The 13,905-nt window shown below is 48.0% G+C and carries 16 protein-coding genes; 9 read left to right on the plus strand and 7 right to left on the minus strand.

What is annotated here, in order from left to right:
- Window positions 1-10: 10 nt before the first annotated feature.
- The 4 genes from MPF33_03665 (at window position 11) to cyoE (ending at window position 2,993) form a co-directional block, all read left to right on the plus strand.
- Window positions 11-406, plus strand: a complete 396-nt coding sequence (locus MPF33_03665) for a CopG family ribbon-helix-helix protein (GenBank protein MCI2414338.1) — start codon at window positions 11-13, stop codon at window positions 404-406.
- Window positions 403-1,065, plus strand: coding sequence for a hypothetical protein (locus tag MPF33_03670; GenBank protein MCI2414339.1), 663 nt, complete (start codon window positions 403-405; stop codon window positions 1,063-1,065). Before MPF33_03665 ends, MPF33_03670 begins: the two co-directional genes overlap by 4 nt.
- Window positions 1,062-1,994 carry a homoserine dehydrogenase gene (locus MPF33_03675; protein MCI2414340.1) on the plus strand — a complete coding sequence of 311 codons (933 nt, stop codon included), beginning with the start codon at window positions 1,062-1,064 and terminating at the stop codon, window positions 1,992-1,994. Before MPF33_03670 ends, MPF33_03675 begins: the two co-directional genes overlap by 4 nt.
- Window positions 1,995-2,126: 132 nt before the next feature.
- Window positions 2,127-2,993 carry a heme o synthase gene (cyoE, locus tag MPF33_03680; protein ID MCI2414341.1) on the plus strand — a complete coding sequence of 289 codons (867 nt, stop codon included), beginning with the start codon at window positions 2,127-2,129 and terminating at the stop codon, window positions 2,991-2,993.
- A gap of 129 nt (window positions 2,994-3,122) precedes the next feature.
- Here cyoE and MPF33_03685 read toward each other — a convergent pair whose 3' ends face one another.
- On the minus strand, window positions 3,123-3,686 hold the full coding sequence (locus MPF33_03685) for a hypothetical protein (protein MCI2414342.1): 564 nt from the start codon (window positions 3,684-3,686) through the stop codon (window positions 3,123-3,125).
- Window positions 3,687-3,753: 67 nt separating this feature from the next.
- Between MPF33_03685 and MPF33_03690 the strand changes: the two genes are divergently transcribed.
- On the plus strand, window positions 3,754-4,527 hold the full coding sequence (locus MPF33_03690; protein MCI2414343.1) for an enoyl-CoA hydratase-related protein: 774 nt from the start codon (window positions 3,754-3,756) through the stop codon (window positions 4,525-4,527).
- Window positions 4,528-4,536: 9 nt separating this feature from the next.
- Here MPF33_03690 and amrS read toward each other — a convergent pair whose 3' ends face one another.
- A complete protein-coding gene (amrS, locus tag MPF33_03695) occupies window positions 4,537-5,592 on the minus strand; it encodes an AmmeMemoRadiSam system radical SAM enzyme (protein ID MCI2414344.1) in 1,056 nt (351 codons plus the stop codon).
- Between the two features lie 32 nt (window positions 5,593-5,624).
- On the opposite strand from amrS, the gene MPF33_03700 reads away from it, so the two are divergent.
- Window positions 5,625-6,059 carry a DUF309 domain-containing protein gene (locus MPF33_03700; protein ID MCI2414345.1) on the plus strand — a complete coding sequence of 145 codons (435 nt, stop codon included), beginning with the start codon at window positions 5,625-5,627 and terminating at the stop codon, window positions 6,057-6,059.
- Here the strand turns inward: MPF33_03700 and MPF33_03705 are convergent.
- Together MPF33_03705 and MPF33_03710 are read right to left on the minus strand one after the other, a co-directional pair.
- Complete coding sequence (locus MPF33_03705) at window positions 5,988-6,476, minus strand: adenosine-specific kinase (GenBank protein MCI2414346.1); 489 nt, start codon at window positions 6,474-6,476, stop codon at window positions 5,988-5,990. The genes MPF33_03700 and MPF33_03705 overlap by 72 nt on opposite strands.
- Before the next feature lie 33 nt (window positions 6,477-6,509).
- Window positions 6,510-6,899 (minus strand): carboxypeptidase-like regulatory domain-containing protein, encoded by a 390-nt coding sequence (locus tag MPF33_03710; protein ID MCI2414347.1) that lies wholly within the window; start codon window positions 6,897-6,899, stop codon window positions 6,510-6,512.
- Window positions 6,900-6,965: 66 nt separating this feature from the next.
- On the opposite strand from MPF33_03710, the gene MPF33_03715 reads away from it, so the two are divergent.
- Complete coding sequence (locus tag MPF33_03715) at window positions 6,966-7,514, plus strand: hypothetical protein (GenBank protein ID MCI2414348.1); 549 nt, start codon at window positions 6,966-6,968, stop codon at window positions 7,512-7,514.
- Window positions 7,515-7,751: 237 nt separating this feature from the next.
- On the plus strand, window positions 7,752-8,291 hold the full coding sequence (locus tag MPF33_03720) for a cupin domain-containing protein (protein ID MCI2414349.1): 540 nt from the start codon (window positions 7,752-7,754) through the stop codon (window positions 8,289-8,291).
- A 12-nt stretch (window positions 8,292-8,303) separates the two neighbouring features.
- Here the strand turns inward: MPF33_03720 and MPF33_03725 are convergent, their stop codons facing one another.
- Window positions 8,304-9,260 (minus strand): 3-hydroxyacyl-CoA dehydrogenase family protein, encoded by a 957-nt coding sequence (locus MPF33_03725; GenBank protein ID MCI2414350.1) that lies wholly within the window; start codon window positions 9,258-9,260, stop codon window positions 8,304-8,306.
- 76 nt (window positions 9,261-9,336) lie between these two features.
- Between MPF33_03725 and MPF33_03730 the strand changes: the two genes are divergently transcribed.
- A complete protein-coding gene (locus MPF33_03730; protein MCI2414351.1) occupies window positions 9,337-9,933 on the plus strand; it encodes a haloacid dehalogenase in 597 nt (198 codons plus the stop codon).
- On the opposite strand, the gene lysX is transcribed toward MPF33_03730, so the two are convergent.
- Window positions 9,919-10,764 (minus strand): lysine biosynthesis protein LysX, encoded by an 846-nt coding sequence (lysX, locus tag MPF33_03735; GenBank protein ID MCI2414352.1) that lies wholly within the window; start codon window positions 10,762-10,764, stop codon window positions 9,919-9,921. The two genes, MPF33_03730 and lysX, sit on opposite strands and share 15 nt — an antisense overlap.
- Complete coding sequence (carB, locus tag MPF33_03740) at window positions 10,764-13,904, minus strand: carbamoyl-phosphate synthase (glutamine-hydrolyzing) large subunit (protein ID MCI2414353.1); 3,141 nt, start codon at window positions 13,902-13,904, stop codon at window positions 10,764-10,766. Before carB ends, lysX begins: the two co-directional genes overlap by 1 nt.
- Window position 13,905 lies beyond the last annotated feature (1 nt).

Genomic DNA, 13,905 nt, shown 5'->3' on the forward strand with positions numbered 1-13,905 from the left:
AATATAGCATATGAACGTTGAAAAACTTAGTGTGTCACTGCCAAAAGAGCTGGTACAAGAGCTGAATAAGTTCATGGAGAAGAATGCGATAGGGGATAGGTCAAAGATCTTCCAAATAGCGTTGAGGAACTTCCTGGACGAGAACGAAAAGGACAATGCGGTGGTATACGGTATAATAAATGTGGTGTACGACGAGCACGAAGCCTCCTGGGACTTCCTAGAACTCCAGCACGAGTACCTAGACAAAATAATCTCCACTATGCACCTCCACTTGAATGAGAGGGACTGCATGGAGGCGATAGCTGTAAGGGGAACTAGGAGCGAACTTGTAAATCTTAACTCGAAGCTTTCACAAATAAGAGGCGTTAAAAAGTCCAGGCTACTTATTTCTTATGAGGTAAGATGAGAGTAACGGTCTCAAAGGAATGCAGAGAGATGGGAATTTTCATAGCCTACACCGAAGTTCTGGGTTTGAGGAACGGGCAGGGCAACTTAGAGGAAGAGATCAGAAGGATAGAGGAGGAGTTCTCGGGACAAGACCCCGACTCGCTGAGGAACGACCCCGTTGTGAGGGCTTATAGGAACTTCTACTGGAGGATTGGTGTGGACCCAACTAAGGTTAGGCCTAGCGGAGAGGCCTTAAGGAGGAGGATTGCGAGGAACGGGAAACTTCCGAGAATAAACGATATAGTGGACGCAGGGAACATTGGTAGTGCTAAGACGCTGGTACCAATAGGAATATACGACTTGGCAAAGATAAAGGGGGAGCCCTCCTTGGTTATATCTAGGGGAGACGAGGAGTTCCTTGGAATAGGCAAAAAGGCCACAGAAAAGGTGGAGAAGGGGATACCCATTCTTGTTGATGGTGAAGGGAGGGTAATGCATATCTATCCCCACAGGGACTCCGTTTTGACTAGCGTCGACCTAAGCACTAAGGACGTCCTAGTAATAGGAGCTGGAGTGCCAAATGTAAGCTACGAACTGGTTGCAGAGGCTGTCAAGATCACATCTAACCTTTTATCTAAGATAGGGGGTAAAATTGTTCACGAGGTCGTAATAACTTGAGGCTAATGCTCGTGGGATATGGTAACGTGGGAAAGGCGTTTCGGAAGTTGTTACACGAGAAAAAGGTAAACGCAACAATTTCGGCCATAGTTACTAGTAGGGGGGCTATGTTTAGGGACGCGGAGGAGTTTGTGACGGAGAAGAGATTAACCGCATTAGAAGCTTTGGAGGAGGTAAAGCCTAACGTAGTGGTGGACATGAGCGTGGCCAACTACAGGGACGGAGAGCCGTCGCTTAGCTTGTACTTGAGGGCGTTAAGCCAAGGAATACATGTGGTCACCACCAACAAGTCTCCCTTGGCCTTGAAGTTCCAGGAGATAATGGACACCGCTAAAAGACATAATGCTAAGGTGGGCTTTCAAGCGACTGTCATGAGCGGAACGCCCTCAATAAACTTAGCGAGGGTCATGCCCTACGTGCAGACAATAAGGCTTAGGGGGATACTCAACGGGACCACCAACTATATATTGACCAAAATGCACGAGGGGCTTAGCTACGAGGAGGCATTAAAAGAGGCACAGGCAAAGGGATATGCGGAAGCGAATCCAGAGCTGGACGTTAACGGTTTCGACGCTGCAGCGAAGCTAGCAATTCTTGCTAACGTGTACTTGAAGTCCAGGGTAACAATTAACTACGTGAAGTTCACTGGCATTAAGGGGATAACTAAAGAGGACATAGAAAGGGCTAAGAGGGAAAACTCAAAGGTAAAGCTAGTGGCCTATGCAGACAGGAACCTAATCAAGGTTAGTCCAGAGATGATTAGGCAAGGGGACGAGCTATACAGCGTCGATGGGGTGAACAACGCACTCCAAGTGGAGACTGATGTCCAGAAGGTCACTATTATCGGACCTGGAGCAGGTCCGTTAAACGCCGCCTACGGAGCCCTTAGCGACCTATCCTTGATAATCAACGGGGCTGAACTACTGTAATCCATGGTTAATTTTATTTCCGGTAGCATAACTGAGTTCAAGGAAAGTTAATATGAGATTATAATAATGACAATGTAGTGAAGCGTCTTGTAAAAAATTTTTATTCTCAGGATAGAAATTAAACACGAGAAGATGGCTCTGGGTTTTACGCCAAAGTTAATCTATTATGCGAAGTTAAGTAAGCCTAGAATAATATGGCTACTAGACTTAGCAGCTCTGGCAGGTGCATTCCTAGCTGGTAGAATTTTACCGTTGGACCTCGCAGCAGTTTTGATAGGGGGTACACTAGCTTCAGGGGGATCGATGATCGTAAACGAGGGAATAGAAATAGAGAAGGACAAGGTAATGAAGAGGACTTCGAGGAGACCTACAGTAATGGGCTATGTGAATAAAAAGGAGGCAATAGTGGTAGGTTCAATCATGTTGCTTTTAGGTACGGCTATTGGGCTAATAGCCAACCCTCTGACTTCGTTCTTCATTCTACTGGGAGGGCTAATCTACATCCTGGTTTACACAGTTTGGCTAAAGCCTAGATCTCCCATTAACATAGTTATTGGAGGATTTGCGGGAAGCGCTGCAGCGTGGGCAGGGTACGCAGCCATGGTAGACAAGTTTGACCTCGCTTCCTTCCTACTGGGCTTCCTTATATTTATGTGGACTCCAGGGCACTTCTGGTCCCTTGCCCTAAAGTATAAGGAGGACTACGCAAAAGCTGGAATACCGATGCTCCCTGTAATTATGCCGGAGAACTTCTCAGCCAAGATGATAGCCATCTCGAATGCCTTAATGATACCCTTCGCTCTGGGCTTGTACTTTTACCTTGGAACTACCTACTTAATTGTGTCCGCTGTTATGTCCACAGTACTCATGTACTTTAGCGTTAGACTCGTGAGGAATCCAAATGCCGAGGAGGCGTGGACTTCGTTTAAGGTTTCCTCCCCATACTTGGCCGTCCTCCTTATAACTATCATAATCCTCAAGCTAATGAGTATTATTTAGGATTCTTTCAAGCCAACTAAGGAATTTTCCCTCTGTGTTAAGTGAAAACGCTCTTTCCTGGTAAAATTACTCTCCTTCTTTCACTTAATAACTTACGTGGAGAACGGGAGAAAAGAAGGTTGTTCTTGGTTAATAAGAAATTGACACCTTCATGTTGGCTATTTTCTTATTATTTATCTCTATCTCAATGATTAGATCACCACATCTCTTCCTCAGCACCATCTTGTCCTCAGAAAGGGAAATCTTTAGGCTGGAACATGAACCGGAAGACTTTAACTTGTAGTAGTAGTACGGGTTCCTCATCTTCTTCAAGGCTTTGTGGAGTAACTTTTCGAATACCTCGTTGGGGTCGCTAAAGTTCTCCATGTCCACTGGCAGGTCGAACTTGATCTCGATGTAGTATTCGTTTACGTTTATGGTCATGTTCTCGTATTTCCTGGAGGTCAAGTAGTTCACTAAAACTGGCGAGATGGCTGAGTATATGAGTACCAAGTAGAGATAGCTTCTGATAAAGAAGAAGGAAACTAGAGAAGAGGATATTACGAAGAGCGGAAGGGAAATAAGCAGATACGGCAGGGATTCCTCAAAGTCCCTGAGCTTTCTTCCAAGCAGGAATCCCACAACAGGGCCTCCGACCATGGGCACTGCAGAGGTCAAAGAAGTTAGTATATTTCCTTTTTCCAGCCCTTGCATGATTAATATTACCGAGTACCAGAATTAAAGCGTTATTTTAAATATCTTTTCGTAGAGATATCTACACATGGAGACCGTAGATATCAAAAAAGACAATGGCATTGGATGGATTTTTCTAAACAGGTCTGATAGGTTAAACGCGATAAATATGGACATGATTCAAGAATTATGGATAACAATTAAAAACTATGAAGAAGACAACGAGGTAAAGGTCATACTGATTACCGGGAGGGGAAAGGCGTTCTCAGCAGGCGCAGACATTTCCCAGTTCAAGGAACTCACGCCAACTGGAGCGTGGGTGTTTGCCAAGAAGGGCAGAGAACTTATGGACTACATAGAGAGGGTACCAAAGCCCACCATTGCCATGATAAACGGCTACGCTCTGGGAGGTGGACTGGAACTTGCGATGGCCTGCGACTTCAGGATTGCCTCAGAGGACGCAATGCTCGGCCTCCCTGAGATAAACTTGGGCATATACCCCGGATTTGGAGGGACGCAGAGATTGGTGAGACTCGTTGGGAAGACAAAGGCCTTGGAAATGATGATGACAGGCGACAGGATAACCGCACAAGAGGCAGAGAGGATTGGTCTGCTCAACAAGGTAGTCCCAAAGGAAAAACTTGAGGAGGAAACGATTAAGTTCGCCCAGAAATTAATGGAGAAGTCTCCCATAATACTCTCGATACTGAAGAGCGTTGTGCTGTATGGTAACGACGCCCCCCTATTGGACGGCTTAAACATGGAGAGCTTGGGGTGGGGATTCGTGTTCTCCACCAACGACCAGAAGGAGGGGGTAAACGCGTTTTTGGAGAAGAGGAAGCCCAACTTTCAAGGCAAGTGAGCTATCTTTTTATATAAACACAGGCTCAAACCTGTCGTCAAATGCGTGTTTTGACAGCTTCCCCTTTATGGGGAGCCTATACCCACAGTACTTACACCTCATGTCGTCAGTAAGGTACCACTCAAGTATCTGGAACCCATACCTTCTTATGACCATTCTCCCGCAGTTAGGGCAATAGGTGTTCTCAAACGGGTGTCCAGGCACGTTGCCAATGTAGGGGAACTTGAAGCCCATCTCCTTGGCCAGCTTGTAGTGGGCCTCAAGTGTTTCAACCGGGGTCCAAGGTAGGTAGTTCAGCTTGTAGTCAGGGTGAAATCTTAGGAAGTGTATGGGGACGTCTGGACCAAGAATATCGTATATCTTTTTCAACAGAACCTTGGCGTACTCTAGGCTGTCTCCTATCTGCGGGACAATTAGGTCAGTTATCTCCACGTGTATACCCCTTTTGTGCAGGTCCTCGATTGTCTCCAAGATCGGCTCCGGCCCTGACGCTCCAGTATACCTCTTCATGAACTTTGGCTCCCCGTTACCCTTGAAGTCTACTGTTGCTGCGTCAAGGAACTCAGTCACATAGCCCACTAGCTCTGGTGTCCAATAGCCATTTGTAACCATGGTGTTGAAGAGTCCTTTTTTCCTTGCGATCACTCCAACGTCGTGAGCGAATTCAGCAAAAATTGCAGGCTCATTGTATGTGTACGTGATTCCCTCGCTCTCGTAGGATATCGCCATCTCCACTATTTCCTCTGGGGTTAGTTCGGTTCCCTCAGCCTTTCTCCTTTGGCTTATGTCGTAGTTCTGGCAGTACATGCACATCCAGTTACACCCATAGGTGGAGAAAGAGAATACTTTGGACCCAGGGTTGAAGTGGACTAAAGGCTTCTTCTCTATTGGGTCCACGTGGGCCGCTGCCACCTTTCCGTAAACGTCTAAGTAGAGCTTTCCGTTTCTCACAGTCCTCACTCCGCAGAAGCCAGTTTGTCCCTCGCCTATAAGGCACCTCCTAGCGCAGGCTAAGCACCTAACTCTGCCGTTCTCTTTTCTATACAGAGTTGCTTCCTTGCTCATTAATTATATTCTCTCAATCTCAGGATATAAACATGCCTAATCGCTACATTCTTTTTTACCCTCCAATTGATGTAGAGAAACTGGAGGGAGTAAGAGTAATTGACGTCAGGAAATGCAAGTTTACTGAAATAGACGTGATGGATGACCCGCAGAAGGTCGTTGCAGTGCTAGGTGAACCCCTCTTCGTTATGGACGCGAACAACGTCAACGGCAAGTTCTCGGAGCTTTTCTACCAGTGTAGGTTTTGGGAGGCCCACGAGATTCTCGAGGAAAAGTGGAAGAGGGCAAAGGGGGAAGAAAAGGACTACCTTCACGCCCTAATCCTAGTATGCGCTTCCCTCATAAATTTCCTGAAAAACAAGGTGGAAGTCTCGGATAAACTAATGGACGAGGCACTATCTCTTATATCCAAACTTCCTGAGGATCTCCTTCCTCTCCTTTATGTCCGCCTCTCCCTCGACGCCTAGAGGAGTGTAGCCGTCGACTACCCCTATTATTCCTCTCCCTTGGTCCGTCTCAGCTACAAGTACTTGTAATGGGTTTGCGGTAGCTGCGAATATCCGGATAACCTCTTCCACAGACTTTATCCTGTTCAACACGTTAATTGGATAGCCGTTTTTCAAGTACACTATGAAGGTGTGCCCCGCGGATATCTTCTTCAAGTTCTCTATGGCCAACTTTACGAGCTCTTGGTCGTTCCCGTCCCACCTTATGAGCCTTTTACCACTTGCCTCGGAAAACGCCAGTCCGAACTTTAGGGAGGGAGAAGAAGAAGCTAGGGTCTCGTATAAGTCCTCAACAGTTTTTATGAAATGTGATTGACCCAATATTACGTTAGTTCCCTCTGGTATGTCTATCCTTACGACGTCTATCTTAACGCTCATAGTAAAATGTAAAGGAAAAGGGATTAAAACGTTTTATTCGTAGAGATAGGCGTAATTTAACGTGACTTCCTTGTTGGCGTTTAACTCCACGTGCACAGTGTAGTGTCCAAGCTGGGTTATTTCCACCGTGTAGCTGCCTGGAGGTAAGTAAAAGGTCGCTATGCCGTCTGAGTTAGTGTAGTTCTGGTAGAAAGAGCCGTTAGCTCCCTTTACCCACACTACGGCGTTAGTCAGCGGAGACTCTCCGCCAAACGGACCGTAGTTCATTATCACCTTGACCTCTAGGACGTAGTTACCATCTTGAGGGATAGTAGAAATCGTGGATATCGTCAGGGTGGTCTTGTATCCCGATGCAAGGTAAACGCCAGCAAAGGTGAGCACTAAGATTAAGACCCCTAGGCCAAGAAGTAATACCTTGTTCATGGTTCATAGTAAACTACAAAACACTAATATTTAAAACGAATCAGTATAAGGAGGAGCGTAACGGGGTTGCTGGAGAAGGTAATCCAAGGTCTAAGGTACTCAGTTAAATACGATAAGTCCGTCTTAAGGAGGTACACCATCCTTGGGGCGTTCGACGGCATACTTTTGGCAACTGGGATACTAATATCTAGCAGTGCAGTCAAGATACTCCCTCAAGACATATTTTTGTCTGTGGCTAGCGGAATCATAGCTATAGCGATCTCTTCCACGTGGAACGCCCTAGTGGTAGAGGCAAAGGAGAGGGAAAAGGAGTTCAGGGATTTGGAAAGGCAAATGATGAGAAAACTAGACGGCACAATATACGAGTACGGGATGAAGTCCACCATAGTGCTCTCTGCGTTGCTTCACGGTGCCTCACCTTTCTTGGGACTAATACCAATTTTAGTTTACACCTACACACGAAGTGTTATGTTGGGCGTAGGGGCTTCCTTGGCCTCACTATTCGTTCTAGGGGTGCTTTACGAGGGGGACTTGAAGGAAAAGCTCGTCTCTGGAGTGATTATATTCATAGCTGGGGTGGTAACGGTTTTAATAACAGCGTTGATAAGCCGTTAGAGCCGATCAGAGCCACCAACCAGTGGTACTCCAGCAACCAAAACGCGTCATCATATCCTGGCACGAGTTCCTGTCTCCCTTGTTACACTTCTCGCAAAGCGCGCCGTAGTCCTTGACCGTCTCTGGATCGCAAATTATTTTACCGCATATTTCTACGCAAATTTTGTCTCCTTCTTTAATATAACACTGTATATACATACAATCACCTTTTTAAACTACTTATACCATATAAACATAATGCAGTCCCTTAAAAGAGTGGACAGACAAAAGGAGTTCACTGAAAAAGTAAAGGATCTAGTCCAGGAGATAGAAGAAGATGACCTAAAGGTAGTAACTTTCATGGAGTACACCACACCTCCAGAGAAAGTAAAACCGAAGGTTATTAAATTCGACAAGGTGGTAAAGCTCCTCAGAGTAATAGCTGAGGAGGGGAAGGTGGAGAAGGGAGTTGCCAAGATCATGCTGTACTCCCCATCGACTGGGAGGTCTAGGGGTCTCACCCCAACAATGATGGCTGGCTTTCAATACATCCAGAAGGGGATGAGCACTAAGCCCCACTCCCACAACATGGCTTCAATATATCTAGTAGTTAAGGGAAAGGGATACTCCGTAATTGACGGGGAGAAGTATTACTGGGAAGAGGGCGACGTCTTCGTGGTTCCAGCAAACGCTGTGCACAGTCATGTAAATACTGGAGAAGAGGACGCGATACTGTTCGACGTCACGGATTCGGGTCTACTAGAGAACCTAGGAATCCTGGAGTTCAAAGAAGAGTAAAAGGAAAAAAAGTCATTTTCCTGTTTTCTCCCCCCAGACCAACTTGTACACTTTGAACAGTTTTTCGTCCCTCCACTTCGATAACTCTTGGAACGTCTTTCCCTTAACGAATTGGTAATCCTTCATCTGCTGTATTGCCTTCACTACCCCAGTGTAGGGGAACTTGTCGTACTTAGCGAGGGTGTGCATCCACTCGTTTGCTCCATAGCCAAATCCCCTGCTGAAGAAGTACTCCAGTCCTCCCTCACCTCCGCCAAGGTGGTAAGTTAAGAAGGGACCCATGAACGCCCACCTTAGGCCTATTGCTGCCGTCATGACCTTATCTATGTCCTCCACAGTCGCCACTCCCTCGTCAACGAGGTAAACAGCTTCCCTAAAGAGGGCAAAGGCCAGCCTGTTGCCAATGAAGCCTGGCACCTCTTTCTTGAGGACCACAACGACCCTGTCCAGGTACTCCATGAACTCCTTGCTCACGTCTATCGCGGTCTGGGAGGTCTTCTCGCCGGGGACAATCTCGACTAGGGGTAATAGGTGGGGTGGATTCCAGGGGTGTACTATGATCCCCCTCTCAGGGTACCTCCTCATCGCCTTCTGTATTTCCGTCATTAGCAGGCCAGAGGTAGAACTGCCCAACACCACTTCCTTACCTAGTTTTTCGTCCAAGTAGGAGAACAGCTTCTTCTTGACGTCGTAGTCCTCTATAACCGCCTCTATTACGTAATCTGCTCCGTTTATTGCCTCGTCGAGGTTAGTGGTTGGCTTTACGTTCTTCATGTATTCCTCTGAGGGCTTCTCCACTAGTCCCAAGTTCTTCATGACGTCCAAGTACCCTTTGACCTTCGCTATCCCCTTGTCAAGCGTTTCCTTCTTCTCAGTGTAGAAAGTAACCTCGTACCCTTTGCTTGCGAGAAGGGTTGCCCAACCTGAACCTATTAGCCCAGCGCCTACCACGGTTACGCGTTTTATCATAGACACTTATACTGTTTAAGGAGTATAAGTACATTTCTCACGTTTAATTTTTATTTACACGCCTCCCTATATACCTATGGACGTAGCCAAAATAGTCGACTACTTGAATGGCATTGAGCCAAAGCTCTCCGCTAGGTCTGACAGTAGGGAACAGCTCCTCCTGAAGTCTAGGGAGCTAATAAGGCTCTGCGGGGAGACTATTTCCCTAGCCCACAGACAGAAAAGGGATGAGGCCTTGAAGAAGTTCCAAGAGGCGATGAACAAGGCAAGGGAAATCGAGCAGATAGTCTCCAACTACCCAGAGCTCCTCTATGGAGACGTGGGAACTGCATTCCAGGAATTGGCTGAGGCGTCGATAGTGCTTTCCTTCTACTTTGACGTGGAGCTTAGGCTACCCAACGACCTGGGTATACCGGACATATACTACATAACTGGGATAGCAGACGCGGTTGGGGAAATGAGGAGGACCCTGCTAGAGAAGCTCAGAAAGGGGGATGGGGTGAAGGAGGCAGAACGTATCCTAGAGTACATGGACGTGATTTACGAGAACCTCTGGAAGATGGAGTACCCTAAGTCCTTGGTCCCAGGGTTGAGGCAAAAAATAGACCAACTGAGGAAAATCCTGGAGGAGAGCAGGCACGACGTGTTCTTGGCTAGTTTAGGAAAAGTTTGACTTTAGGTACTCCACGAGTTTTTCTGGGACGTTTATTCCAGTAGCTAGCATGAAGCCCTTAAACTCCGGCACGTCGTTCAGTTCGTTTATAATGTAGCCCTTCTTGGGGTGCTCTAGGACGTCTATGGAGATGAACTCCCCCTTTACCACTGACGACGCCTTTAGGGCTATCTCCCTCAACTTGTCGTCCACCTCAATTTTTGAGGGGCTACCCCCTAGGGCTACATTAGCTCTCCACTCGTTCTGGGGTATGTTCCTCGCGTAACAGCCGAGCAACTCCTTGCCCATCACTATACACCTTATGTCCCTGTCCTTCCACTTGACGTACTCCTGGACTATGTGGACCTTGAGGGCCGAGTTACCCATCATCTCCCTGTGCTCTATGATGGTCTTTCCCTCGAATATGTCCCTGATCAGCGATACCATCCTACCCCAGCTACCTATTGGGGGTTTGTCAATTAGCGGGTAGCCCATTTGCTCGTATGCCTTTAGCGTGGCGTCTGGGGACATGGCTATAATGGAATCTGGTATTGGGATGCCTTCCTTGAACAGCTTCGAGTAGGTAAGTATCTTGTCCCCTGCAACCGTGATTACCTCCGTCGAGTTTATTGTGTGGACGTTAGCCCCCTCTAGTACCGCCGCTGCGTATAAGGACCTATACATGCTCACTGATCTTATTATCCCGACGTCGTACCTGCTCAAGGCCTTGTTGAACGGTAGTGCCTCTTGTCCTACGTTAATTATGTCGTAGGGTATCTGGTGGTCATTTAGGGCCTTTACAATTAACTTTTCTTCTTGCCTTATTATGTCTACTACTAAGGCTACTTTAATCACACACCACCTCCATAAGCTCTCATCTCGTAAAAGGTGAGGGATGGCAAGGCAAACGACCTTGAGAGCTCGTAGCCAAGCCTCGCGTTGAGGACTATGGGCACGTTGTAGTCTACGGCAGTCCTCCTCAACTCGTAGTCGACTCCCTTTAAGTAACCGTTGGTCACCACTATGTCCACCTTTCCTGAGGTGATCTCCTTTATCAAGTCTTTTTCGCTCTTCCCTTCAAAGCCGTCAGCTTCGAAGCTGGAGAGGGTATGTACCTCTAGCCCTACCTTTGAGAGGTTCTCTGCAGTGGCTTTTAAGTAGTCCTTGTTCCCCTTCCCGTAGACTATTGCCACCTTTCCCTGAGATGGCGTCTTATTTGGAGAGGACGAGAGCCAGCTCTTCAGTAACGCCTCGTGGAAGGTAAAGCCAAAGGACGCCGCTTCCCCGGTGCTCCTCATCTCGGGTCCAAGGAACGGGTAAGCTCCCTTGAGCTGAGCCCAGGAGAACTGTGGCGACTTCACTGCCCATGCCTTTGAAGGCGGGTCGTAGAACTCGTCTAACCCTAGTCCCTTGAATATACCGTCTACTGCCTTCTCTATTAAGTTAACCCCCTTCGCCTTACTGGTAAAGGGCATTGACCTACTTGCCCTCAAGTTCAGCTCTATTATGTAGGGGTAGTTGTCCTTTACCACGAACTGGAGGTTGAAGGGACCTTTAATCCCTATTTCCCTAGCCAGCCTTAAGGCGGATTCCTTCATCTCCCTTACCACGTCATCCCTCAACTGCCTATAGGGTATTGACATTGTGGCGTCTCCGCTGTGAACCCCCGCCTCCTCAACGTGCTCCAGCACAGTGCCTATTGCTCCCTTCCCGTCGCTTATTGCGTCTATCTCTGCCTCGATGGCGTTATCAAGGAACTTTGAGACGACCACAGGGTACTTAGTGGACACCTTAGCTTTACCTAGGAACTCTATCAGCTCGCTCTCGTTGTAGGCAATCGCCATAGCTGAACCGCTTAACACGTAACTTGGCCTTATTATCACGGGGTAACCTACTGAGTCCACGAACTTCTTCACCTCCTCCATTGACCTAGCTGAGGTCCAGGGAGGTTGCCCGAGGCCTAACTTGTCCAGGAGGGCAGAGAACTTTTCCCTATCCTCCGCAACGTCAACGCTCCTCCCTGCAGTACCGAAGAGTTGTATTCCGTTGTCCTCTAGGGACTTGGCTATGGAGTTGCCTATTTGGCCTGCAGAGAAGGTGGCGACGTACCTGAACTTCTCCTTCTTGATTAAGTCTATTATCCTCTCCACGGAAATTTCGTCAAAGTACAGCTTCTTTGCAACGTCCCAGTCAGTTGACACCGTCTCGGGGTTGTAGTTCAGTATGGCGACCTCGTCAAAGTACTTGGAGGCGGCGTCGTGTAACGACACAACTCCCCAGTCGAACTCAACTGACACGCCTATCCTGAACCCTCCCGCTCCTATCACGAGTAGCTTATTGGGGGACTCTGAGAACTCTATGTCGTCTTCTTGTCCACTATACGTTAGATACAAGTAGTTGGTGACAGCGGGCCACTCTCCAGCCAACGTGTCTATCTGCTTTACCTTTGGCAACAGGTTCAGCTCTAGCCTCTTCTTGGTTACGTCTTCTGGCCTCGCAGATAATGCTTGGGCTATCTGCTCGTCGCTAAGGCCCAACCTCTTTGCCTCCTCTAGGATGTCCTTGGTGAGGGCCTTGTGCTTCTTGAGGCCTTCGTAGAACTCCACTACCTTTCTAATCTTCTCGAGGAAGAACTTGTCAACCCCAGTTACTTCGTAAACTTCGTCCACCGTGGCCCCTAGCTGGAAAGCCTTTGCGGCGTACAGGAACCAGTAGGGGTACCTGTTCTTCAGCTTCTCCAACATCTCCTGCTTAGTCGTGTAAGAGTTGTAGACCCTTCCTCCTACTAGACCGGGTTCGCCTATGTCCAGCATCCTTATCGCCTTCTGGATCGCCTCCTCGAATGACCTCCCTATGCTCATTACTTCTCCTACGCTTTTCATCTCAGAGGCTAGGCTGTTTTCCACTTCTTCAAACTTCTGAAGGTCCCACCTAGGTATCTTAATGACTACGTAGTCTAGGCTCGGCTCGAAGCAGGCACACGTGGAGCCGGAGACCTTGTTTATTACCTCCTCCAGCGTGTAGCCGAGGGCGAGCTTAGCGGAGACGTAAGCCAGTGGGTAACCAGTTGCCTTACTCGCGAGGGCGCTTGACCTAGACATCCTTGGGTTGGTCTCTATGACGTAGCTGTTATAGCTCTTTGGATCTAACGCGAACTGGACGTTGCATTCGCCTATCAAGTCAATGGACTTCGCTACCTCTACGCTCTGCGTCCTCATCTTCTGGAACTCGTAGTTGTCCAAGGTCTGGCAGGGGGCTATTACCGTGGACTCCCCGGTGTGGACGCCCATGGGATCCAAGTTCTCTATGCACGCTATTACCGCGGAGTTTCCCTTCTTGTCCCTCATTACCTCGTACTCCAGTTCCTTCCAGTGGTGGAGGTACTTCTCTATTAGCACCTCGTGGATGTAGCTTTGCGAGAGGGCCCTCCCAATGTTCTTCTTGAGCGTCTCCTCGTCCCAGGCTACTATGGAACCCCTACCGCCCAAGTTAAAGCTTACTCTTACCATGACGGGGTAGCCTATTTCCTTGGCTTTCTTTAGCGCCTCTTCCTCGGACCTCGCGGAGAGTGAAGGTGGGACTGGGAGACCCACTTGAATCATGGTCTCCCTGAACTTCTCCCTGCTCAGTGCCCTCTCTATCCCTTCAATTGGCGTTCCCAATACCTTCACTCCGTACTTCTGGAAGATGCCCCTCTTGTATAGGTCTACCCCTACGTTGAGGGCGGTCTGCCCTCCAAAGCCTATCATTATCGCATCTGGCCTTTCTTGCTCTATTACCCTTTCAGCCGACCACCACGTAACAGGTTGCATGTATATCTTGTCGGCTATTTTGTAGCTTGTCTGTACCGTAGCCACGTTGGAGTTTAAGAGGATAGTCGAAATTCCCTCCTCCTTTAGTGCCTTAAGCGCTTGACTACCGCTGTAGTCGAACTCCGCTGCCTCGGCTATCTTTATTGGACCAGACCCGATGACTAGTACCTTCTCCACCACT

It is taken from the genome of Candidatus Aramenus sp. CH1, from assembly GCA_022678445.1.
Taxonomy (GTDB): Archaea; Thermoproteota; Thermoprotei_A; order Sulfolobales; family Sulfolobaceae; genus Aramenus.

Bases quoted from the DNA above. Each gene is read 5' to 3' on its own strand.
- MPF33_03690 (MCI2414343.1), top strand. From the start codon at position 3,754: ATGGAGACCGTAGATATCAAAAAAGACAATGGCATTGGATGGATTTTT.
- MPF33_03665 (MCI2414338.1), top strand. From the start codon at position 11: ATGAACGTTGAAAAACTTAGTGTGTCACTGCCAAAAGAGCTGGTACAA.
- cyoE (MCI2414341.1), top strand. From the start codon at position 2,127: ATGGCTCTGGGTTTTACGCCAAAGTTAATCTATTATGCGAAGTTAAGT.
- MPF33_03730 (MCI2414351.1), top strand. From the start codon at position 9,337: ATGGACGTAGCCAAAATAGTCGACTACTTGAATGGCATTGAGCCAAAG.
- MPF33_03700 (MCI2414345.1), top strand. From the start codon at position 5,625: ATGCCTAATCGCTACATTCTTTTTTACCCTCCAATTGATGTAGAGAAA.
- MPF33_03685 (MCI2414342.1), bottom strand. From the start codon at position 3,686: ATGCAAGGGCTGGAAAAAGGAAATATACTAACTTCTTTGACCTCTGCA.
- amrS (MCI2414344.1), bottom strand. From the start codon at position 5,592: ATGAGCAAGGAAGCAACTCTGTATAGAAAAGAGAACGGCAGAGTTAGG.
- MPF33_03710 (MCI2414347.1), bottom strand. From the start codon at position 6,899: ATGAACAAGGTATTACTTCTTGGCCTAGGGGTCTTAATCTTAGTGCTC.
- MPF33_03670 (MCI2414339.1), top strand. From the start codon at position 403: ATGAGAGTAACGGTCTCAAAGGAATGCAGAGAGATGGGAATTTTCATA.
- MPF33_03725 (MCI2414350.1), bottom strand. From the start codon at position 9,260: ATGATAAAACGCGTAACCGTGGTAGGCGCTGGGCTAATAGGTTCAGGT.
- MPF33_03720 (MCI2414349.1), top strand. From the start codon at position 7,752: ATGCAGTCCCTTAAAAGAGTGGACAGACAAAAGGAGTTCACTGAAAAA.
- MPF33_03705 (MCI2414346.1), bottom strand. From the start codon at position 6,476: ATGAGCGTTAAGATAGACGTCGTAAGGATAGACATACCAGAGGGAACT.